Origin of the sequence: Streptomyces sp. H27-H1, assembly GCF_026627445.1 — a bacterium.
Classification (GTDB): domain Bacteria; phylum Actinomycetota; class Actinomycetes; order Streptomycetales; family Streptomycetaceae; genus Streptomyces.
In genome coordinates this window covers 60011-80450 of record NZ_JAPNLJ010000022.1, presented here as the reverse complement: position 1 = coordinate 80450, position 20440 = coordinate 60011, and the positions used below count along the sequence as shown (strand labels likewise).

21 protein-coding genes are annotated in these 20440 nt (G+C 71.9%); 6 read left to right on the top strand and 15 right to left on the bottom strand.

Annotation, left to right across the window (positions count from 1 at the left end; all coding sequences use genetic code 11):
- Positions 1–103: 103 nt before the first annotated feature.
- The 7 genes from OTB20_RS23700 to OTB20_RS23670 all read right to left on the bottom strand — a co-directional run bounded on the left by OTB20_RS23700 (position 104) and on the right by OTB20_RS23670 (position 6729).
- Entirely contained in the window at positions 104–841 is a 738-nt protein-coding gene (locus OTB20_RS23700) for a DUF3159 domain-containing protein (RefSeq protein WP_267820406.1), read from the bottom strand.
- Between the two features lie 2 nt (positions 842–843).
- Positions 844–1272 (bottom strand): OB-fold nucleic acid binding domain-containing protein, encoded by a 429-nt coding sequence (locus OTB20_RS23695; protein ID WP_267820404.1) that lies wholly within the window; start codon positions 1270–1272, stop codon positions 844–846.
- Positions 1273–1296: 24 nt separating this feature from the next.
- Positions 1297–1983, bottom strand: a complete 687-nt coding sequence (locus tag OTB20_RS23690; RefSeq protein ID WP_267760721.1) for a response regulator — start codon at positions 1981–1983, stop codon at positions 1297–1299.
- Positions 1980–4652 (bottom strand): sensor histidine kinase, encoded by a 2673-nt coding sequence (locus OTB20_RS23685; RefSeq protein ID WP_267820402.1) that lies wholly within the window; start codon positions 4650–4652, stop codon positions 1980–1982. The genes OTB20_RS23690 and OTB20_RS23685 overlap by 4 nt, the downstream gene beginning before the upstream one ends.
- A 175-nt stretch (positions 4653–4827) precedes the next feature.
- Positions 4828–5610 carry a DUF3710 domain-containing protein gene (locus tag OTB20_RS23680; protein WP_267820400.1) on the bottom strand — a complete coding sequence of 261 codons (783 nt, stop codon included), beginning with the start codon at positions 5608–5610 and terminating at the stop codon, positions 4828–4830.
- Position 5611: 1 nt separating this feature from the next.
- Positions 5612–6145, bottom strand: a complete 534-nt coding sequence (gene dut, locus OTB20_RS23675; protein WP_267760728.1) for a dUTP diphosphatase — start codon at positions 6143–6145, stop codon at positions 5612–5614.
- Positions 6145–6729, bottom strand: a complete 585-nt coding sequence (locus OTB20_RS23670; protein ID WP_267760730.1) for a PaaI family thioesterase — start codon at positions 6727–6729, stop codon at positions 6145–6147. Before OTB20_RS23670 ends, dut begins: the two co-directional genes overlap by 1 nt.
- A gap of 58 nt (positions 6730–6787) precedes the next feature.
- On the opposite strand from OTB20_RS23670, the gene OTB20_RS23665 reads away from it, so the two are divergent.
- Positions 6788–7249 (top strand): DUF3093 domain-containing protein, encoded by a 462-nt coding sequence (locus tag OTB20_RS23665; RefSeq protein ID WP_267820398.1) that lies wholly within the window; start codon positions 6788–6790, stop codon positions 7247–7249.
- Positions 7250–7261: 12 nt separating this feature from the next.
- Here the strand turns inward: OTB20_RS23665 and OTB20_RS23660 are convergent, their stop codons facing one another.
- From OTB20_RS23660 to OTB20_RS23645, 4 genes are all read right to left on the bottom strand, one after another.
- The gene (locus tag OTB20_RS23660; RefSeq protein WP_267820396.1) at positions 7262–8194 is read right to left on the bottom strand and encodes a hypothetical protein; all 933 of its coding nucleotides are present in this window, start codon (positions 8192–8194) and stop codon (positions 7262–7264) included.
- A gap of 12 nt (positions 8195–8206) precedes the next feature.
- On the bottom strand, positions 8207–8503 hold the full coding sequence (locus tag OTB20_RS23655) for a DUF4193 domain-containing protein (protein ID WP_112451146.1): 297 nt from the start codon (positions 8501–8503) through the stop codon (positions 8207–8209).
- Positions 8504–8887: 384 nt separating this feature from the next.
- On the bottom strand, positions 8888–10132 hold the full coding sequence (locus OTB20_RS23650; protein WP_267820394.1) for a sensor histidine kinase: 1245 nt from the start codon (positions 10130–10132) through the stop codon (positions 8888–8890).
- Between the two features lie 5 nt (positions 10133–10137).
- A complete protein-coding gene (locus tag OTB20_RS23645; protein WP_112451148.1) occupies positions 10138–10791 on the bottom strand; it encodes a response regulator transcription factor in 654 nt (217 codons plus the stop codon).
- 246 nt (positions 10792–11037) lie between these two features.
- Here OTB20_RS23645 and OTB20_RS23640 point away from each other — a divergent pair, with 246 nt between their 5' ends.
- A complete protein-coding gene (locus OTB20_RS23640) occupies positions 11038–11211 on the top strand; it encodes a hypothetical protein (RefSeq protein ID WP_204357838.1) in 174 nt (57 codons plus the stop codon).
- Between the two features lie 97 nt (positions 11212–11308).
- Here the strand turns inward: OTB20_RS23640 and OTB20_RS23635 are convergent, their stop codons facing one another.
- Positions 11309–12112, bottom strand: a complete 804-nt coding sequence (locus OTB20_RS23635; protein ID WP_420716474.1) for an inositol monophosphatase family protein — start codon at positions 12110–12112, stop codon at positions 11309–11311.
- A 71-nt stretch (positions 12113–12183) separates the two neighbouring features.
- Entirely contained in the window at positions 12184–13359 is a 1176-nt protein-coding gene (locus tag OTB20_RS23630; RefSeq protein WP_267820391.1) for a ferrochelatase, read from the bottom strand.
- Positions 13360–13529: 170 nt separating this feature from the next.
- Here OTB20_RS23630 and OTB20_RS23625 point away from each other — a divergent pair, with 170 nt between their 5' ends.
- Entirely contained in the window at positions 13530–14792 is a 1263-nt protein-coding gene (locus tag OTB20_RS23625) for an MFS transporter (RefSeq protein WP_267820389.1), read from the top strand.
- The gene (locus tag OTB20_RS23620) at positions 14737–16071 is read left to right on the top strand and encodes a D-arabinono-1,4-lactone oxidase (RefSeq protein WP_267820388.1); all 1335 of its coding nucleotides are present in this window, start codon (positions 14737–14739) and stop codon (positions 16069–16071) included. Before OTB20_RS23625 ends, OTB20_RS23620 begins: the two co-directional genes overlap by 56 nt.
- 19 nt (positions 16072–16090) lie before the next feature.
- On the opposite strand, the gene OTB20_RS23615 is transcribed toward OTB20_RS23620, so the two are convergent.
- Positions 16091–16942, bottom strand: coding sequence for a hypothetical protein (locus OTB20_RS23615; RefSeq protein ID WP_267820386.1), 852 nt, complete (start codon positions 16940–16942; stop codon positions 16091–16093).
- A gap of 533 nt (positions 16943–17475) precedes the next feature.
- Between OTB20_RS23615 and sepH the strand changes: the two genes are divergently transcribed.
- Positions 17476–18486, top strand: coding sequence for a septation protein SepH (sepH, locus tag OTB20_RS23610; RefSeq protein WP_267820384.1), 1011 nt, complete (start codon positions 17476–17478; stop codon positions 18484–18486).
- A 58-nt stretch (positions 18487–18544) separates the two neighbouring features.
- On the opposite strand, the gene OTB20_RS23605 is transcribed toward sepH, so the two are convergent.
- The gene (locus OTB20_RS23605) at positions 18545–19414 is read right to left on the bottom strand and encodes a sulfurtransferase (RefSeq protein ID WP_420716473.1); all 870 of its coding nucleotides are present in this window, start codon (positions 19412–19414) and stop codon (positions 18545–18547) included.
- A 175-nt stretch (positions 19415–19589) separates the two neighbouring features.
- Between OTB20_RS23605 and OTB20_RS23600 the strand changes: the two genes are divergently transcribed.
- Positions 19590–20375 (top strand): VOC family protein, encoded by a 786-nt coding sequence (locus OTB20_RS23600; protein WP_267820380.1) that lies wholly within the window; start codon positions 19590–19592, stop codon positions 20373–20375.
- The last annotated feature ends 65 nt before the right edge of the window (positions 20376–20440 follow it).

Genomic DNA, 20440 nt, shown 5'->3' with positions numbered 1-20440 from the left:
CGGGCCCGGCTGCGCCCGGGCTCCTGGTGCTCCGCCCCGGACCCCGCGCCTCAAACGCCGCGGGGCTGGAACAGCCCGCCCGCGCACACAGGCCTCGTACGGTTCAGGCTCCCTGGCCCCCCGCGGCCTTCTCCGCCTTCGCGGCCTTCTCCGCCGCTTCCTCGGCCTCCCACTCCGCGATCACGTTGATCGGCGGCGGCGCCTTCGCCAGGAAGACCCAGGTGAAGTACACCGCCAGCACCATCGGCGGCAGCTTCAGCGCGATCAGCACCCAGCCGAGCTGCGTCGCGTCGCCCCACCAGTACAGCGGGAAGAGGATCGCGTACTTCGCGAGGAAGATGAGGCCCCAGGCGAGGCTGGCCTTGACGTAGGCCTTCTTGCGCCCCGGGTTGCGCGTGCGCCAGGACAGGTTCTCCTTGAAGACCGGCCCCAGCATCACCCCCAGGAGCGGGAAGCCCACCAGCGCGGAGAGCGTGAAGGCCACGCCCAGGCCGGCGCCGTAGATCATGCCGGGCAGGTAGAAACCCTTGGCGCTGCCCGTGAACAGGGCGAAGGCCACGCCCACGCCCACGCCGAAGACCCCGCTGAAGGCGTGCTTCACCGTGTCCTTGCGCAGCAGCCGCACGATCACCAGCAGGACCGCGACCGCGCCCGCCGCGATGGCGGAGACCTTCACGTCCTTGTTGATCGTGTAGATCATGACGAAGAGCAGGCCGGGGAGCATCGTCTCCACGGTGCCCCGGATCCCGCCGAAGGCGTCGAAGAGGGCCGCCTGCGTGACGGCCTTCTGGTCCGCCGACGGTTCCGTGTCAGGGGTCGTCGATTTGTCGAGTGACGTCACCGTCAGTGCTCCTGTCCGAGCGGTCGGAGTTCGTACTTCGGGTTGAAGAGCACCCGACGGCCGTGGCTCATCGAGATCCGCCCTGAGGCGATCATGCGACGGCCGGGTTCGATTCCCACGATCGAGCGACGCCCGAGCCATACGACGTCCAGCGCGGCCGAGCCGTCGAACAGCTCTGCCTCCAGTGCCGGTACGCCCGCGCGCGGCCGCAGGGTGACGGTCCGCAGGGTCCCGGTCACCTTGACTATCTGACGGTCGTGGCAGTCGCAGATCCGCGTACAGCCCGCGGCTTCTGCGTCCTCCTGCAGCTCCGCCGAATGCAGCTCCTCCTGCGAGGTGGACAGCCGCTCTATCATCCGGCGGAACCGGCCCGCCGGCCTGGCGGGCCTCGCCGGCTTCGGGGGCTTCTCGGGACGCGGTTCAGCACTCATACAGGAAGCGTACCGGCGCCCCCGCTACCTCTCGAAGCGGTATCCCATGCCCGGTTCGGTGATGAAGTGCCTCGGATGCGAGGGGTCGGCCTCCAGTTTGCGCCGCAGCTGCGCCATGTAGACCCGCAGGTAGTTGGTCTCGGTGCCGTAGGAGGGCCCCCAGACCTCCTGGAGGAGCTGCTTCTGGCTGACCAGTTTGCCGCCGTTGCGGACGAGCACCTCCAGCAGGTGCCACTCGGTGGGTGTGAGGCGTACGTCGCGGCCCGCGCGCACCGCCTTCTTCGCCGCGAGGTCCACCGTGAAGGTCTCGGTCTCGACCATCACCTCGTCCTCGCCGGCCCCGGCGGAGGGTTCCGCCCGCCGGACGGCGGCGCGCAGCCTGGCGAGCAGCTCGTCCATCCCGAAGGGCTTGGTGACGTAGTCGTCGGCGCCCGCGTCCAGGGCCTCGACCTTCTCGTCGGAGCTGTGCCGGGCGGAGAGGACCAGGATCGGGACCCGGGTCCAGCCGCGCAGCCCCCTGATCACCTCGACCCCGTCCATATCGGGCAGGCCCAGGTCGAGGACGACCACGTCGGGGTGGCGGGCGGCCGCCAGCTCCAGGGCGCTCGCCCCGTCCGCTGCCGCGTCGACCTCGTACTTGCGCGCCTTCAAGTTGATCACGAGGGCTCGGACGATCTGGGGTTCGTCGTCCACCACGAGCACCCGGGTCATTGGGGTCCTGCCTTCTGTCGCATCGAATCGAGATCGAAATCCGCAGGGTGCCCGTCGCCCGCGACCAGCCCCTCGGCCGCGCCCAGCCCCGCACCCGGCCCCTCCGCCGCGTCCGGCGCGCTGCCCCCCTCGCCGTCCACGCTCACGTGCGGCTGCGGCCGTCCACGGGTCGCCGCCCGGAGCGTGAGCACCATGGTGAGCCCGCCCCCGGGGGTGTCCTCGGCCGCGAGCGTGCCGTCCATGGCCTCGGCGAAGCCGCGCGCGACGGCCAGCCCGAGCCCGACCCCGGCGCCGCGCGGCGCGTCCCCGTGCCGCTGGAAGGGGGCGAAGATCCGGTCCTTGGCCTCGTCGGGCACGCCCGGACCGCGGTCCACGACCCGTACCTCGACCCGGTCGCCGAGGAAACTGGCCGCCACCAGCACCTGCTGCCCCGGCGGGCTGTACTTCACCGCGTTCTCCACCACGTTGGCCACGGTCCGCTCCAGCAGTCCGGGATCCACCGCCACCATGGGCAGGGTCTCCGGGACCTCCAGCAGCACGCTGCCCTCGGGTACGCCGCCCAGCGCCATCGGGACCACCTCGTCGAGGTCGATCTCGCGGATCAGCGGGGTGACGGTGCCGGTCTGGAGCCGCGACATGTCGAGCAGGTTGCCGACCAGGTGGTCGAGCCGGTCGGCGCCGTCCTCGATGCCCTCCAGGAGCTCGGCCCGGTCCGACTCGGACCACTCCACGTCGTCGGAGCGCAGGGAGCTCACGGAGGCCTTGATGGAGGCCAGCGGCGTACGGAGGTCATGGCTGACGGCGGCCAGCAGCGCGGTCCGGATCCGGTTGCCCTCCGCCATCCGCCGGGCCTCCTCCGCCTCTCCGACCAGCCGCTGCCGGTCGAGTACGACGGCTGCCTGGGCGGCGAAGGCACCGAGCACCCGCCGGTCCTCGGCGGGCAGCACCCGCCCGGACAGGGCCAGCGCCATGTGGTCACCGATCGGCATGTCCACGTCGGCGTCCTCGGGGCGGGCCACCGGGTTCGGGCCGACGCTGCCGGCCGGCCGCCAGGGCTCGACGTCGCTCTCGCGCTCCAGCAGGGCCACCGACTCCATGGCGAAGGTCTCGCGCACCCGCTCCAGCAGCGCGTCCAGGGTCGTCTCGCCGCGCAGCACGCTGCCGGCGAGGAAGGAGAGGATCTCGGACTCGGCGCGCAGCCGGGCGGCCTGGTGGGTGCGGCGGGCGGCGGTGCCGACGACGGAGGCCACGGAACCGGCGACGCCGAAGAAGACCACGATGGCGACGATGTTCTTGGGGTCCGAGACGGTGAAGCGGTGGATGGGCTGGGCGAAGTAGTAGTTCAGCAGCAGGGAGCCGACGGCGGCGGAGGCCAGCGCCGGGTAGAGGCCGCCGAGCAGCGCCGCGGCCACCGTCAGGGCCAGGAAGAGCAGCATCTCGTTGGCGAGGCCGGGGTCGCTGTCGACGTGGGTGAGCAGCGCCGCGAGCAGCACCGGCAGGATCACCCCGGCCACCCAGCCGGCCACCAGGCGGGTCCGGCCCAGGCGGGCCGCCGAGCGGGCCGCGGGCAGGACGCCGCGGCCCTTGGCGGCCTTCTCGTGGGTGACGATGTGCACGTCGAGGTCGGGGCCCGAGTCGCGGGCGACGGTTGCGCCGACGCCGGGGCCGAAGACGTACCGCCAGGAGTGGTGGCGGCTGGAGCCGAGCACGATCTGGGTGGCGTTGACCCCGCGGGCGAATTCGAGCAGCGCCTCGGGGACGTTGTCGCCGATCACGTGGTGAAACGTTCCGCCGAGGTCCTCGACCAGTGTCCGCTGGACCGCGAGCTCCTTCGGCGAGGCCGCGGTCAGCCCGTCGCTGCGGGCGATGTAGACGGCCAGGATCTCGCTGCCGGAGCCCTTGGCCGCCACCCGGGAGGCGCGCCGGATGAGGGTGCGTCCCTCGGGTCCGCCGGTGAGGCCCACGACGATCCGTTCACGCGCCTGCCAGGTGGAGCGGATGTTGTGCTCGCCCCGGTACTGCTGGAGGTACTCGTCGGCCCGGTCGGCGACCCACAGCAGCGCGAGCTCGCGCAGCGCGGTCAGGTTTCCCGGGCGGAAGTAGTTGGACAGGGCCGCGTCGACCTTGTCGGACTTGTAGATGTTGCCGTGCGCCATGCGGCGGCGCAGGGCCTGCGGTGACATGTCGACCAGCTCGATCTGGTCGGCGCGGCGCACCACCTCGTCGGGCACGGTCTCCCGCTGCCGTACACCGGTGATCGACTCCACCACGTCGCCCAGGGACTCCAGGTGCTGGATGTTGACGGTGGAGATCACGTCGATCCCGGCCCGCAGCAGCTCCTCCACGTCCTGCCAGCGTTTGGCGTTGCGCGAGCCCGGCACGTTGGTGTGCGCCAGTTCGTCCACCAGGGCAATGGCGGGCTCGCGGGCCAGCAGGGAGTCGACGTCCATCTCGGTGAAGGCGGCGCCCCGGTGGACGAGCTCCTTGCGCTCCACCTGTTCCAGGCCGTGCAGCATGACCTCGGTGCGCGGCCGCCCGTGGTGCTCGACGAATCCCACGACGCAGTCGGCGCCGCGTTCGACCCGGCGGTGGCCCTCCGAGAGCATGGCGTACGTCTTGCCCACGCCGGGGGCCGAGCCGAGATAGATCCTGAGCTTGCCGCGTCCCATGCGCTCATTCTCCGGGACGTCCGCCCCGTTCACGCGCCGATGACCGGCTAGGGACGGATCTCTGACGGTTCCCTGACACCCCGGGCACTCGAAGGGGGATACCGCCTGCGGAGACGGCTGTGGGCCGCACCCCCGCAGGAGTGCGGCCCACAGCCGTACGGGATCGTCACCGGGGTCAGCGGACCTCGGTGATCTCCGGGCCGCGCTCGAGCTGGCCCATGCCACCGCCGAAGCGGGAGCCATCCTGGTCCTCGGTCTGCACGCCGTCCGGCACCATCTGCGCGTCGTTCGGCAGCTTCAGGACGATCGGGTCGCGCGGGGCCATCGGGCCCTCTCCGCGGACCACGACGGTGTCCAGGAAGATCCGCTCCAGCACACCTGCCGACTCGGGACGCACCGCGCCCTGGCCGGAGATGACGCCGCGCAGGAACCAGCGCGGACCGTCCACGCCGACGAAGCGGACCAGCTGGGCGCCGGTCTGCCCGTCCGGAAGCGGTACGGGGACCTGCGCGCGCAGCTCCCAGCCGAGCGGGCCCTCGACCTCGTCGATCATGCCGCCCTGCTTGGTGATGCCCTCGGCGATCTCCTCGCGGACCTCGCCCCAGATGCCTTCCTTGCGGGGCGCGGCGAAGGCCTGCAGCTGCACGGCACTGTCGCCGAGCACCACGGTCGCGGCGACGATCGCGTCACCGGCGACCTCGACGCGCAGCTCCATGCCCTCGACACCCGGTACGAGGATGCCGCCGAGGTCGACCCGGCCGTCCTCGGGGTTGCCCGGGACCTCCGAGATGTCCCACGGGCCGTCGGGCCGCGGGGCCGGCGGCAGGTTCACCCTGCGTCGCTGTACCCCGTCGGTCTCCTCCGTGCCGTCCTGCTCATCGGCACCGACGCCGCCGACGACCTGCTCGGCCGCGCCGCCGTCCTTGACGGAATCGTTCTTCTTGCGACGTCCGAACACGTCACTGTCCTTCCCGGTCGGATACGACCGAAGCGTAGCCATTCCCACCCTGCTGACCAGCGCCGGATCCGGCCACGGCCGCATGACCACCGGTGGAGCCGAAACCCCCCTCGGCCCGCGCCGAGTCGGGAAGCTGCGCCACCTCGTGGAAGCGCACCTGCTCGACCCGCTGGACAACCAGCTGGGCAATGCGGTCGAAACGCTCGAACCTGACGCTCTCGCGCGGGTCGAGATTGACCACGATCACCTTGATCTCCCCACGGTACCCGGCATCCACCGTCCCGGGGGCATTCACGAGTGCGAGCCCGCAGCGGGCGGCCAGGCCCGAACGGGGGTGCACGAACGCCGCGTACCCGTCGGGCAGGGCGATGGAGATCCCGGTGGGCAGGACCGCCCGCTCTCCCGGCTCCAGTTCCGCGGCCACGGTGGTGACCAGATCGCAGCCGGCGTCGCCCGGGTGCCCGTAGGCCGGAATCGGCACCTCCGGGTCGACGCGGCGGATGGCCACGGCCACGCCGGTGTTGTTCTCAGACATCAGGGGTTCACCTCGAAGGCGCGTGCGCGCCTGACCTGGTCCGGGTCGGCCATCGCCGCCCGGATCTCCTCGGGCCGTCCGTTGTCGATGAAGTGGTCGACCTTCACCTCGATGAAGAGGGCGTCGGCGCGCAGTGCGACGGGCCCCTCGGGACCGCCTATTCGACCGACCGCGCGGGAGTAGATCTTCCGGCCGGCGACGGCGGTGACCTCCGCCTCCAGGTACAGCACGGTGTCCACGGGCACGGGCCGGACGAAGTCCGTCTCCAGCCGGCCGGTGACGGCGATGACGCGCAGCAGCCAGTTCAGGGAGCCGAGGGTCTCGTCGAGCGCAGTGGCGAGGACGCCGCCGTGGGCGAGGCCGGGTGCACCCTGGTGGGCGGGCTTGACGGTGAACTCGGCGGTGACGCGCACGCCTTCACCCGCGCGGGCCTCCAGATGGAGCCCGTGCGGCTGGCCCTCGCCGCATCCGAAGCAGTGCTCGTAGTGCGCGCCGAGCAGTTCGCCGGGGGCCGGGGCATCGGGGTGCCGCACCGGCGCCGTGGCATCGGCGGGGGGCGTCAACGCTGTGTTTCGTCCACTCACAGCCGCAGACCTTACCCGCGCGGCTACCCGCCGGTCGCCTCGTGGCAGGCTTGACCGCATGCAGCTCTCCCCCGCGCACCACGACGAACGCCTGACGGCCCCCCTCTCCTGGTGGGGCATCGCCCTCCTCACCGGCCTGGCCTGCGCGCTGATGCTGCTCCCGCTGGGCACGCTGCCGCTGCTGGCCGGGCTGGTCGGGGGCACCGCGCTGACGGGGCTGATGGTGAGTTCGTACGGCTCCCAGCGCGTGCGCGTGGTGGGCGGCGCGCTGGCCGCAGGGGAGGCCCGGATCCCGGTGGCGGCGCTCGGCGACCCGGAGGCGCTGGACGCGGAGGAGGCCCGTGCCTGGCGTACGTACAAGGCCGACGCCCGCGCCTTCATGCTGTTGCGCGGCTACGTGCCGACGGCGGTCCGCGTCGAAGTCACCGACCCGGCCGACCCGACCCCGTACGTCTACGTCTCCACCCGCGAGCCGCAGGCCCTGGTGGCGGCGATCCGCGCGGCGCAGGGCCGGGACTGACCCCGGCCGGGCTCAGGCCCGCGGGTCGGTGGTCCGCGGGTCGAACGCGCGGCCCTCGAGGGCGGCCCTGGCCGCCTCGGGAAGGGCCTCGGCGGGCCGCTCAAGGGGCGGGAGCTGCGGCAGCGCGTCCCAGGGCACGGCGCGTGCCCGCAGGTCCGCACGGACCTTCTCGGCGAGTTTGCGGGTGTCCCGGCGGTTCATGACCGCTCCGACTGCGGCGCCGACCATGAACGGCATCAGGTTGGGCAGGTTGCGGAACATCCGCTTCATGATCTGCTGGCGCAGTTCGCGCTTCATCTGGCCGCCGAGCGCCGCGTTCAGCGTCGTCGGCTTGGTCAGGTCGACCCCGCGCTCCTCCGTCCACGACGTGAGGTAGGCGACGCTGCGCTGCTTGAGGCTGCCGGGCGGCCGCAGGCCGTAGACCTCGTGGAGTTCGGCGATGAGCTTCAGCTCGATCGCGGCCACCCCGGTGATCTCGGCGGCCAGCTCGGCCGGCATGGCGGGGGGCACCGGCAGCATGGCGGCCGCGCCGATCCCGGCGCCGACCGTGGAGGTGGCGTTGGCGGCGCCCGAGATCAGTTTGTCGGCAAGCAGGTCGGGCCCGAGGCCCGGGAACTGCGCGCGCAGGGTCGCGAGGTCCCGAACCGGAACGCGCGGTGCGTTCTCGATGACTCGGTCGGTGAGGTAAAGGGCGGCGGCCCTGGCACTTTCGCCGCCCTTGCGCACACCGTTCTTGACGGCTTGCAGCCGACGGACCCCGGAGCTGTACCGGGACCCCTCGTCGGACCCGGAGGCCGACGGCACCGCCTCGGCGGTGTCGGGGAGCACGGCGGGTACGCCGGGGGCTCCAGGGCCCGTTTCCAGATCCTTGGTTCCCTCGTGCGTCTCCGCCGGATCACCAGACTTTCGGAAGCGCCGCTTCCAAAATGGTGTCGAGCCAGTCACGGCCGATGCCTCTCAGTCGCATTCGCGGCAGATCGGCTGACCGTTCTTCTCGCGTGCCAGCTGGCTGCGGTGGTGCACCAGGAAGCAGCTCGTGCAGGTGAACTCGTCGGCCTGCTTGGGCAGGACCCGAACGGCCAGTTCCTCGTTGGAGAGGTCCGCGCCGGGCAGGTCGAGGCCTTCCGCATTGTCGATTTCGTCCAGGTCGACGTTCGAGGACGACTTCTCGTTTCGACGAGCCTTCAGCTCTTCGATGCTGTCGTTGTCGACGTCGTCGTCGGTCTTGCGCGGAGTGTCGTAGTCCGTTGCCATAGTTCGCTCTCCCCCTCTGGGATTTAGCGGGTGTCTCAGCGCACGTAACGCGCGAGAGGCCGGACTTGTGCCCGACCTGAGGCGGAGATTTTGCCTCACATCAAGGTCTGTTACTCAATCGACACCCAGCCGCACATCGGAAGCGGCGATTAGCTGGGATGACGACCGGGACCGTACACGGTCCGGGGGCCGTCTTGCACAAACGCCACCCCATGTATTTCCCGCCGTTAGGGGGGCCGGAAACCCGGACTTCCCGGGCTTTCCGGCCGCCCCAAGGTCACTGAACGCATATGACCGGACACTCGGCACTGTGATCGATCGCACAGAAGTCACTGCCTTCATGACCCAAGCATTCAGCCAACAGCGAACACGGGGTGGTCGTGCTCACAGGGGCAGAGTGACACGCATCACGAGGCCACCGCCCTCGCGCGGGACCGCCTGGATCCTCCCGCCGTGTGCGCGCGCCACGGAGCGCGCGATGGAGAGGCCGAGGCCGACACCCTTGTCGCTGCCCGTGCGCTCCGTACGCAGCCGTCTGAAGGGCTCGAAGAGGTTGTCCACCTCGTACGCGGGAACCACGGGACCCGTGTTCGATACCAGCAGGACCGCCTGCCCGTGCACGGCCTCGGTGGTGACCTCCACCCAGCCGCCCTCGGGCACGTTGTAGCGGACGGCGTTCTGGACCAGGTTGAGCGCGATCCGCTCCAGCAGCACACCGTTGCCCTGCACCACGGCCAGCGCGCGCTCGCCGCGGATCTCCACGCCCTTGGCCTGCGCCTCCCCGCGCGCCTGGTCGAGGGCGCGCGAGGCCACCTCCGCCAGGTCCACGGGCTTGCGCTCGATGATCTGGTTGTCGCTGCGGGCCAGCAGCAGCAGGCCCTCGACCAGCTGCTCGCTGCGCTCGTTGGTGGCGAGCAGCGTCTTGCCGAGCTGCTGCAGCTCCACCGGCGCACCGGGGTCGGAGAGGTGCACCTCCAGCAGCGTCCGGTTGATGGCCAGCGGGGTCCTCAGCTCGTGCGAGGCGTTGGCCACGAACCGCTGCTGGGCCGTGAAGGCCCGCTCCAGCCGGTCGAGCATCTCGTCGAAGGTGTCGGCGAGCTCCTTGAGCTCGTCGTCAGGCCCGTCCAGCTCGATCCGCCGGGTCAGGTCGGAGCCGACCACCCGGCGGGCGGTCCGGGTGATCTTGCCGAGCGGCGAGAGCACCCGTCCGGCCATCGCGTAGCCGAAGGCGAAGGCGATGATGCTCAGCCCCATCAGCGCCATGAGCGAGCGGCTCAGCAGATCGTCCAGCGCGTGCCGGCGCTGTTCGAGGATGCAGGTGTTGATCGCGGCGTTGAACTGGTCGGGCATCTGGCCCGTACCGCTCACGCCGGGGCAGCTGCTCGTGACCTGGATCGGTCCGCCGCCCACGATCGTGAACGGCAGCGCGTTGCCCTGCCGCAGTGCCTGGGCCGACAGCAGGTAGATGATCGACAGCAGCAGGATGCCTGCGATCAGGAACATCCCGCCGTACAGCAGCGTCAGGCGTATCCGGATCGTCGGCCGCAGCCAAGGGAAAGGACCCTCGGGCTGGCCGGGGTCCCAGGTCGGTTTCGGTGGCGCCGCCGGTGGCGCCGGGGTCGCTGCCACCCGCGTCAGATCCGGTAGCCGGAACCGGGGACGGTCACGATGACCGGCGGCTCCCCCAGCTTTCGGCGCAGCGTCATCACCGTCACGCGCACCACGTTGGTGAAGGGGTCCGTGTTCTCGTCCCACGCCTTCTCCAAGAGCTGCTCGGCGGACACGACCGTGCCCTCGCTGCGCATCAGGACCTCCAGCACCGCGAACTCCTTCGGCGCCAGCTGCACTTCCTTGCCCTCGCGGAACACCTCGCGCCGGTTCGGGTCGAGCTTGATCCCCGCGCGCTCCAGCACGGGGGGCAGCGCGACCGTGGTGCGGCGCCCCAGGGCCCGTACCCGGGCGGTCAGCTCGGTGAAGGCGAAGGGCTTGGGCAGGTAGTCGTCCGCCCCGATCTCCAGGCCTTCGACCCGGTCGCTCACGTCGCCGGAGGCCGTCAGCATGAGCACGCGGGTGGGCATGCCGAGCTCGACGATCTTCCGGCACACGTCGTCGCCGTGCACGAGCGGGAGGTCCCGGTCGAGCACGACCACGTCGTAGTCGTTCACTCCGACGCGCTCCAGGGCCGCGGCGCCGTCGTACACGACGTCCACGGCCATGGCCTCCCGGCGCAGTCCGGTGGCCACCGCATCGGCGAGCAGCTGCTCGTCCTCGACGACGAGTACGCGCACGTCGTTTCCTTCCTCAGAGCCCGTCAGGGCAGGGGTGTCATGTGGCCTCCATCCTGCCCCTTTCGCCGGTAAACCGGCTGTAAGACGCCGCACGGCGGTTACCCGAGGGGTGGAAGTGAGGATTACCTCGCCTCAGGAGGTTTCTGCGTCCCGAGCGGCGGGGAGGACGACTTCACACCCCGAACACTCCCTGACGGCGCACCGCCACGTGCCGCCGCCGACCCACGAAGAGGGGGCGAACCCACCATGGACGCATTCACCGCGGGTCTCCTGCAGCGCATCAGGAGCACCCAGTCGGACCTCAGGCAGGCTCGCGAGACGGGCGACGACTTCCTCGTGGAAGTGGAACAGGCGGAGCTGGAAGACCTCCAGCGCATCGCCGCCGATCACGGCGTTCCCGTCACCGTTTCCGCCTGCTGACTCCAGCCGCCGTAAGCCACGACACCCCCGGACCCCGGAGGCCGCCACCCGGCCGCCGGGGTTCCCTCATGTCCGGGGCGCGCCCCGGACGGTCCGCTCAGTCGTGCCAGGCCCCGGCCTCGTCCAGCAGCGGCCGCAGCGAGGCGAACACCGCGGGGGTGGCGGCCAGCGCGAGTTCGCCCGAGGCGGGCTCTCCGGCCCGGCCGCCCGTCACCGCGCCCGCCTCCCGCGCGATCAGCTCGCCCGCCGCCAGGTCCCAGGGGTTCAGCCCGCGCTCCCAGTAGCCGTCCAGCCGCCCGGCGGCCACGTCGCACAGGTCGATCGCCGCCGAACCGCCGCGCCGGATGTCCCGGACCAGCGGGATGATCCGCTGCACCACGTCGGCCTGGTGCGCCCGCCGGGTCTGGACGTACGCGAAACCGGTGCCGATCAGCGCCTGGTCCAGCGGAGCGCCTGGCCTGCAGGCCAGGCGGGCTTCGCCCAGCCAGGCCCCGCGCCCCAGCACCGCGTGGTAGGTCTCCCCGCGCATCGGCGCCGCCACGACGCCGGCCACCGTCTCGCCGCGGTACTCGGCCGCGATGGACACGCCCCAGGTCGGCAGCCCGTAGAGATAGTTCACGGTGCCGTCCAGCGGGTCGATGACCCACCGCACGCCGCTGGTGCCGGCCGTGTCGGAGCCCTCCTCGCCCAGCAGTCCGTCCCCGGGCCGCCGCTCCCCGAGGATGCCGGTGATCAGCTTCTCCGCCGCGATGTCCATCTCGGTCACCACGTCGATCGGACTCGTCTTGGTCGACGCGACCGCCAGATCGGCGGGCCGCCCGTCCCTCAGCAGTGCGCCCGCCCGGCCGGCCGCCTCCAGGGCCACGTCCAGCAGTTCGGTCTTCAGCTCTTCGGAGATCACGCCCGGCTCCAGTTCTTCCTGCTCGTACGGACCGCCCGCACCTACGGACCGTCTGCTCCCCTTCGGACCTTCTACGCGTACGGACTGTCCACGCCCGCCGCGGCCGGCCGGGGCCCCCGCGCCGGGCAGCAGCCCACCGCGCAGAGGTCGTGACCGGCTCCGAGCAGCCCGAGCGCGCAGCGCTCCACCGCCTCCCCGCGTTCCGCGGCGGCCCGCTCCAGCACGAGGTCCCGTACCGCCGCCGCGAACCGGGGGTCGGCGCCGACCGTGGCCGAGCGCGCGACGGGCAGACCCAGCTCGGCGGCCTTCGCCGTCGCCTCCGTGTCGAGGTCGTACAGCACCTCCATGTGGTCCGAGACGAAGCCGATCGGCACCATGACCACCGCCGGCGCGCCCGCCGCGTGCAGGGCCTCGAGGTGGTCGCAGATGTCCGGCTCCAGCCACGGAATGTGCGGGGCGCCGCTGCGCGACTGGTAGACCAGCTCCCAGGGCAGCTCGGTGCCGGTCTCGGCGCGGACCGCGTCGGCGATCAGCTTCGCGACGTCCAGGTGCTGCTCGACGTAGGCCCCGCCCTCGCCGTCCGCGGTGTGGTCCCCGACCGGTCCGGAGGCGTCGGCGGCCGCGGTCGGGATGGAGTGCGTGGTGAAGGCCAGGTGCGCCCCGGCCCGCTTCTCCTCGGGCAGCGAGGCCAGCGAGGCCAGCACGCCGTCGATCATGGGCTGCACGAAGCCGGGGTGGTTGAAGTAGTGCCGCAGCTTGTCGACCTTCGGCAGCTCCGCCTCGGCCACGCCCTCCTCGACGAGCAGGGCGAGCGCGTCGGCGAGGTTCTCGCGGTACTGCCGGCAGCCCGAGTACGAGGCGTACGCGCTGGTCGCGAGCACCGCGATGCGGCGGCGCCCGTCGGCGGCCATCTCGCGCATCACGTCGTTCAGGTAGGGGGCCCAGTTGCGGTTGCCCCAGTAGACCGGCAGGTCCAGCCCGTGTCCGGCGAAGTCCTTGCGCAGCGCGTCCAGCAGCTCGCGGTTCTGGCCGTTGATCGGGCTGACGCCGCCGAAGCCGAAGTAGTGCTGCCCGACCTCTCTGAGCCGCTCGCGCGGGATACCGCGCCCACGCGTGACGTTCTCCAGGAACGGCACGACGTCGTCGGGCCCCTCGGGGCCGCCGAAGGACAGCAGCAGGAGGGCGTCGTAGGGGGCGGCGGGGCCTTCGGCCGGGCCGGTGGCGGGGGCGCGGAGCTGGTCGGACATGCCTCGAATCCTGCCACCCGACGCCGCCCGGCGGGAAACAGGCCCGGCGTCCGAGACCGCCCCACCGACGGGTAAGGGCGCCCTTGGTTTCCCTCGCGCCTTCCTCATGCGGACTCCCCGCGCCCGGCCGTAACCTGTATGGGCCAATGACGTCCCTTACGGAGGGCACCTTGCCCAGTCCCTACCGCGCGATCTTCGCCGCCCCCGGGAGCCGGGGATTCAGCGCGGCCGGCCTCATAGGCCGGCTACCGCTCTCCATGGTCGGCATCGGCATCCTGACGATGATCTCCGAGCTCACCGGCCGCTACTCGCTGGCCGGCGCCCTCACCGCCACCCTCGCGCTCTCCGCCGCCACGATCGGCCCGCAGGTCTCCCGCCTGGTCGACCAGTACGGCCAGCGCCGCGTCCTGCGCCCGGCGACCCTGCTCGCGCTCCTGGCCATCTCCGGCCTGCTGCTGTGCGCGGCCAACAACGCGCCCGACTGGTCCCTGTTCGTCTTCGCCGCGCTCGCCGGCTGCGTACCCAGCGTGGGCTCGATGATCCGCGCCCGGTGGACGGCCATCTACCGGGACTCGCCGCGCGAACTGCACACGGCGTACTCCCTGGAGTCCGTCCTCGACGAGGTCTGCTTCATCTTCGGACCCATCGTCGCCATCGGACTCTCCACCACCTGGTTCCCGGAGGCGGGCCCGCTGGTCGCCGCGGCCTGCCTGCTGGTGGGCGTCTGGTGGCTGACCGCGCAGCGCGCCACCGAACCGGCCCCGCACCCCCGCGGCGTGGACGCGGACCGGACCTCGGCGCTCCGCTCCCCCGGACTGCAGGTGCTGGTGGCCACCTTCGTGGCCACCGGGGCCGTCTTCGGCTCCATCGACGTGGTCACGCTGGCCTTCGCCGAGGAGCGGGGACACAAGGCCGCCGCCAGTTTCATCCTCGCGATCTGGGCGGTCGGCTCCTGCCTCGCCGGCATCGTCTTCGGCCTGCTGCACCTCAAGGGCAAGGCGGAACGCAGGTGGGTGCTGGGCATTTGTGCGATGGCCGTGAGTATGATCCCCCTCCTACTGGCCGGGAACCTTCCGTTTCTGGCCGTGGCGCTCTTCGTCTCGGGTCTCGCCATCGCTCCCACGATGATCACCACGATGGCCCTGATCGAGGCGCACGTACCACGCGCGAAGCTGACCGAGGGCATGACCTGGATCAGCACCGGCCTCGCGGTCGGGGTAGCGCTCGGCTCCTCCGCGGCCGGCTGGGTCATCGACGCCGCCGGCGCGAAGACCGGGTACGTCGTCTCCATCTCGGCGGGGACCGCCGCGGCAGCGGTTGCGTTCGCGGGTTACCGCCGGCTGACGAGGTCGGCGCAAGGGGAGGAGCCTTCCAACGATGGCGACGACGGGGACAGCAGGCAGCAGCGGGACACGGACCGCCGCGTGGCATAACTGGGCGGGCAACGTCAGCGCCACGCCCGCGCGCGTGGTCACCCCGGCATCGGTCGGGGAGCTCCAGGAGGCGGTCCGCCGGGCCGCCGGGGACGGGCTGAAGGTGAAGGCGGTCGGCACCGGCCACTCCTTCACCGCGGCCGCCGCGACCGACGGGGTGCTGATCCGCCCGCAGGCACTGGCCGGGATCCAGGCGATCGACCGGACCGCCGGCACCGTCACCGTGGCGGCGGGCACGGTCCTGAAAGACCTCAATCTGGCCCTCGCCAAGGAGGGCCTGTCGCTCACCAACATGGGCGACATCATGGAGCAGACGGTCTCCGGGGCCACCAGCACCGGCACCCACGGGACCGGCCGCGACTCGGCCTCCCTCGCCACCCAGATACGCGGCCTGGAGCTGGTCACGGCCGACGGGAGGCTGCTGGCGTGTTCTGAGAAGGAGAACCCCGAGGTCTTCGCGGCGGCCCGGCTCGGCATCGGGGCACTCGGCGTCGTCACCTCGCTCACCTTCGCGGTGGAGCCGCTCTTCTTCCTGACCGCCCGTGAGGAGCCGATGGGCTTCGACCGGGTGACGGCCGAGTTCGACCAGCACCACGCGGAGAACGAGCACTTCGAGTTCTACTGGTTCCCGCACACCGGCAACTGCAACACCAAGCGCAACAACCGCAGCCAGGGCCCGGCCGCCCCGCCCGGAGCGGTCTCCGCCTGGGTCGAGGACGAGCTGCTGTCCAACGGCATCTTCCAGGCCGTCAACTCCTTCGGCCGCGCCGTCCCGGCGGCCATCCCCTCCATCGCCCGGGTCGCGAGCCGCGCCCTGTCGGCGCGCACCTACACCGACATCCCGTACAAGGTGTTCACGAGTCCGCGCCGGGTGCGGTTCGTGGAGATGGAGTACGCCCTTCCGCGCGAGCGCGTCGTCGAGGCGCTACGGGAGCTGAAGGCCGTGGTGGACCGCTCCGACCTGCGGATCAGCTTCCCGGTGGAGGTGCGGACGGCTCCGGCGGACGACATCACCCTGTCGACGGCCTCGGGCCGCGAGAGCGCGTACATCGCGGTGCACATGTACAAGGGCACCCCGTACCAGGCCTACTTCACGGCCGCCGAGCGGATCTTCACCGAGTACGGCGGGCGGCCGCACTGGGGCAAGGTGCACACGCGGGACGCGGAGTACTTCTCCCGGGTGTACCCGCGCTTCGGGGAGTTCACGGCGCTCCGGGACCGGCTGGACCCGGACCGGGTGTTCGGCAACGACTACCTGCGGCGGGTACTGGGGGACTGAGTCCGGCCCCCGGGCCGCCTCAAGGGGTCTGCGGATCCTGGCCGGTACCGGTGCCCGTTCCCGTACCGCCACCCGGGGTCGCCTTGCCGGTGCTCGGCGCGGGGGTCAGGGTGGGCTTCGGAGTCGGCGTCGGGTCGGGCTTCGGCGGGTCCGGGGTCGGAGTCGGCGCCGGGTCGGGGGACGGCGAGGTGTCCGGGTCGGGCTCCGGGCTCCGGCCACCCGTCGGGTGCGAGGGGCTCGGGGAGTTCCCGGTGTCCGGGCTCTTCCCGCCCTTCTCCCCCGTCCCGGCGCCCGGGTCCGTCTTCTCGTCCTCGGGCGGGTCCGGCTTGTGGTCGCGGGACTTGCCCACACCGCCGGTGAGGATCGTGCCGCCGCCTGCGCTGACCGAGGTACCGGCCACCGCCTCGTAGGTCCCCAGGCCGCCGAGCGCTATGAAGAAGGCCGCACCGGAGGCCACCGCCGTCCGCTTCCAGCCCCGCATCCGGGTGCCGTGCAGCGTGCCCTCGCCGAACTCCTCGTCGGGCGGCCCGCCGGCGGGGACGGCGCGCAGCGTCATCGTCCCGTCGGGTGCGCGATTCTCGCGGGGCTCCGCCGCCGGGACCTGACGGGCCTTCGGCCGGGCCGTCTCGCGCAGCTGGTCGCCGGTGCGCCGGAAGAAGTGCTGGATGACGGGGCCTCCCGCGGTGGCCACCACGCTCACGACGCCGGCGCCGAGGATGGTCCCGTAGACGCCCATCTGCGAGGCGAGCAGGGCCGCCGCGACCGTGGCCAGAGAGGAACCCGCGACCTGAGCCGCACTCAGGTCCAGTTTCTTCTTCTGCCCGTCCCGTTCCGGTTCGATGTCCGGCAGCGTCTTGTGACCCATCGTCATCCCCTGCGTGTCCTGCCTCTCGCGCTTCACCACTTCCTTGCACTTACTGACCGATGAGCGAAACGGATAGTTCCATTTCCGGAGATTCTGTGAAGCAGGACACCCCGAATTGGAGATGAGCGCAGGCCCGGCCGGGCGTGATCCCGTTTCAGGGCAGCCCAACTCCCGCCGTCCGAGACAAGTTCGGCGGCGCGCCGGTCCACCCAGGTGGCCCGAATGGAGTACTGTGGCGAGCCCTGGGGCCGTCCTTCCTTACGGATGTCCGGACCCGGGAGAGGGGGCCGGCTGGTGGAAAATCGGCACTCGATACCGGCGATGCCGCGATATTGCACGGGATCCTGCTGCGCACAGTAATCATTCGGTCACTGTGCGTGCCCAACAGGTAACCGTGCCATAACAGCGATCAAGGGCGCATGCCCGACACGCCGGTTTAACTCGGCAAGGTAGTGGCAGGCTGCACCCGGGCAGGCCACACTCGACTAGCGGAAGCAGCGACGCACGTGACGTCGGCAGGCACCACCCGGGAGGTTCCCATGCCCGAACTGCGTGTCGTGGCCGTCTCAAATGACGGCACACGACTGGTGCTCAAGGCTGCGGACAGCACGGAGTACACGCTTCCGATCGACGAGCGTCTCCGGGCAGCCGTGCGCAATGACCGTGCGCGCCTGAACCAGATCGAGATCGAGGTGGAGAGCCACCTCCGCCCCCGCGACATCCAGGCCCGCATACGGGCCGGTGCCTCCGCTGAGGAGGTCGCCCAGATGGCCGGCATCCCGGTCGACCGCGTACGCCGCTTCGAGGGCCCCGTGCTCGCCGAGCGCGCGTTCATGGCCGAGCGGGCCCGCAAGACCCCCGTGCGCCGGCCCGGCGAGAACACCGGACCCCAGCTCGGCGAGGCCGTCCAGGAACGGCTCACGCTGCGCGGGGCCGACAAGGAATCCGTCCAGTGGGACTCCTGGCGCCGGGACGACGGCACGTGGGAGGTCCTGCTCGTCTACCGGGTCGCGGCCGAACCGCACTCGGCGAGCTGGACGTACGACCCGCCCCGTCGGCTGGTCGTGGCCGTGGACGACGAGGCCCGTTCGCTGATCGGCGAGTCCGACGACCTGCCGGCGACCCCGGAGCCGAGCTTCCCGTTCGTGCCGAGGATCGCCCGGCTGCCTCGCGACCGGCCGCTGGACCGGGCGCTCGACCGCCAGATGGAACGCCCCACCGCTCCCCCTCCCCCGCCGGAGCCGGAGCCCGAGGACGAGCGGGACACGCTGACGGCCCTGCTGGAGGCGGTCCCGAGCTTCCGCGGCGACCTGGTGGTTCCGGAGCCGGTGATCGAACCGGAGGTGGAGGAGCCGCCCGCCGCCTCGGCCGGTGCGGGTTCCGCGTACGCGGACGTGCTGATGCCGCGCACCGTGGCGGGACACCGGGACCGGCTGACGGGCACCACGGACCGGCAGGCGGAGGCCGACGGGGTGCGGCCCGGCCGCCGTGCGGCGGTACCGAGCTGGGACGAGATCGTCTTCGGCACCCGCCGCAAGAAGCAGGAGTAACCCGGGCTCCGGTCCCGCGGACGGCCACAGGCGTCCGCGGGACCGGAGGCCGCTGCCCCTAGCCCGGCAGTTCGCCGACCGCCACCTCGCGCGCCGGGTCCGCGGACCATTCCGACCAGCTGCCCGCGTACAGCGCTGCCGGGATGCCCGCCGCCGCGAGCGCGAGGACCTCGTGGGCCCCCGAGACGCCGGAGCCGCAGTACACGCCGACCGGGGTGCCGGTGTCGGCGTGCACGCCGAGGCCCTCGAAGCGGGACCGCAGGGCGTCGCGGTCAAGGAGCAGGCCGTCGGGTCCCGCGTTCTGCGTGGTGGGCGCCGATACCGCGCCCGGGATGTGGCCCCCGACCGGATCGATCGGTTCGACCTCGCCCCGGTACCGCTCGCCCGCCCGTGCGTCCAGTAGGACACCCGTCCGGGCCAGTGCCGCCGCCCCGTCCGCGTCCAGCAGTCCGATGGAGCCCGGATTTGGCTTGAAATCACCCTCCCTCACGGGAGTGACCTCGGTCGACAGCGGAGCGTGAGCGGCCTGCCACGCCCCGAGTCCCCCGTCCAGAACCCGTACGCTCGGGTGACCCGTCCAGCGCAACAGCCACCAGGCACGCGCCGCCGCCCAGCCCTGGCCGCCGTCGTACACGACGACCGGCACGTCCGCCGAGACGCCGGCCCGCCGCATCACCGCCCCGAACTCCTCCGGATCCGGCAGCGGGTGCCGTCCGCCCGACCCCGCCGGGCCTGCCAGTTCCGCGTCGAGGTCGACGTAGACCGCGTCCGGCAGGTGTCCGGCCTCGTACTCGGGCCGCAGGTTCGGGCCGCCGAGCTGCCAGCGGACGTCCAGGAGGACCGGTGGCAGCGGACCGGACAGCTCCTCTTTCAGGTCGGTGGCGGAGACGAGCGGGGAGCGGGTCGGGTTCGCAGTCATGCGGGCCATTTTGCTCCCCGCACACACCCCGCGTAACAAGTCCGACATCGACGGGCCGCACTGTTCCGGTCATCTCTTCCGGGTCCCGCGAAATCCCGGCCGGTCGGGGCGCGCCCGGCCCCCCGGAGTGGAACTATCAGCTCCGGGAAGGGTCACGAGCGTGACGACGGAGGAGACGGCTGACATGACCGAGGCATCGGAAGCAACGCGGCGCACGCCCGGCACGCCGTGCTGGGCGAGCCTGATGGTGCACGGCCTCGGGACCACCGAGGAGTTCTACGCCGATCTGTTCGGCTGGGAGTACGAGCCCGGCCCCCAGCAGCTGGGCCAGTACGTGCGGGCCATGCTCGACGGGCGGGAGGTGGCCGGCATCGGCGAGACGCCGCCGGACCGGCAGCTGCCGGTGGCCTGGACCACGTACCTCGCCACGGACGACGCCGACGCGACGGCCGAAGCCATCCGATCCTGCGGCGGCACGGTCGCGGTGGGCCCGCTGGACGCCGGGGCCGCCGGCCGGGTGGCGATCTGCTCGGACCCGCTGGGCGCGATCTTCGGACTCTGGCAGACGGCGTCCCACCTCGGCACCCGGCTGGCCGGCGGTCCCGGCACCCCGGTGTGGCACGAGCTGATCACTCAGGACACCTCGACGGTCGGGAAGTTCTACGAGCACGTCTTCGGCCACGAGGCCCGTGCGCACGCCGACGCCGACGAGGACTTCGACTACCTCACACTGTTCCTGCAGGGCCGGCCGGTGGCCGCCGTGCACGGGGTCGGCCGCTCCCTGCCCCACGACCGGGGACCGCACTGGATGACGTACTTCGAGGTGGAGGACACCGACGCTGCCGCCGCCCGGGTCCTGCGGCTCGGCGGCCGGATCGTCCAGCCGCCGCGCGAGGGCCTGAGCGGGCGGCTGGCCACGGTCGCGGACCCGGAGGGCGCGGTGTTCACGCTCGTCCACGGCAGGCGCTAGGGCGCCTCTTCAGGGTCATGCTCCGCCCGGGCGGCACTCCCCCGTCCGGGCAGGTCATCACCTGG

Excerpts from the sequence above, each read along its gene's own strand:
- OTB20_RS23600 (WP_267820380.1), top strand. The coding sequence starts at position 19,590 with ATGACCGAGGCATCGGAAGCAACGCGGCGCACGCCCGGCACGCCGTGC.
- dut (WP_267760728.1), bottom strand. The coding sequence starts at position 6,145 with ATGTCTGAGAACAACACCGGCGTGGCCGTGGCCATCCGCCGCGTCGAC.
- OTB20_RS23665 (WP_267820398.1), top strand. The coding sequence starts at position 6,788 with ATGCAGCTCTCCCCCGCGCACCACGACGAACGCCTGACGGCCCCCCTC.
- OTB20_RS23685 (WP_267820402.1), bottom strand. The coding sequence starts at position 4,652 with ATGGGACGCGGCAAGCTCAGGATCTATCTCGGCTCGGCCCCCGGCGTG.
- OTB20_RS23690 (WP_267760721.1), bottom strand. The coding sequence starts at position 1,983 with ATGACCCGGGTGCTCGTGGTGGACGACGAACCCCAGATCGTCCGAGCC.
- OTB20_RS23640 (WP_204357838.1), top strand. The coding sequence starts at position 11,038 with ATGGACGCATTCACCGCGGGTCTCCTGCAGCGCATCAGGAGCACCCAG.
- sepH (WP_267820384.1), top strand. The coding sequence starts at position 17,476 with ATGCCCGAACTGCGTGTCGTGGCCGTCTCAAATGACGGCACACGACTG.
- OTB20_RS23695 (WP_267820404.1), bottom strand. The coding sequence starts at position 1,272 with ATGAGTGCTGAACCGCGTCCCGAGAAGCCCCCGAAGCCGGCGAGGCCC.
- OTB20_RS23605 (WP_420716473.1), bottom strand. The coding sequence starts at position 19,414 with ATGGCCCGCATGACTGCGAACCCGACCCGCTCCCCGCTCGTCTCCGCC.
- OTB20_RS23655 (WP_112451146.1), bottom strand. The coding sequence starts at position 8,503 with ATGGCAACGGACTACGACACTCCGCGCAAGACCGACGACGACGTCGAC.
- OTB20_RS23620 (WP_267820388.1), top strand. The coding sequence starts at position 14,737 with ATGGCGACGACGGGGACAGCAGGCAGCAGCGGGACACGGACCGCCGCG.
- OTB20_RS23615 (WP_267820386.1), bottom strand. The coding sequence starts at position 16,942 with ATGACGATGGGTCACAAGACGCTGCCGGACATCGAACCGGAACGGGAC.
- OTB20_RS23630 (WP_267820391.1), bottom strand. The coding sequence starts at position 13,359 with ATGTCCGACCAGCTCCGCGCCCCCGCCACCGGCCCGGCCGAAGGCCCC.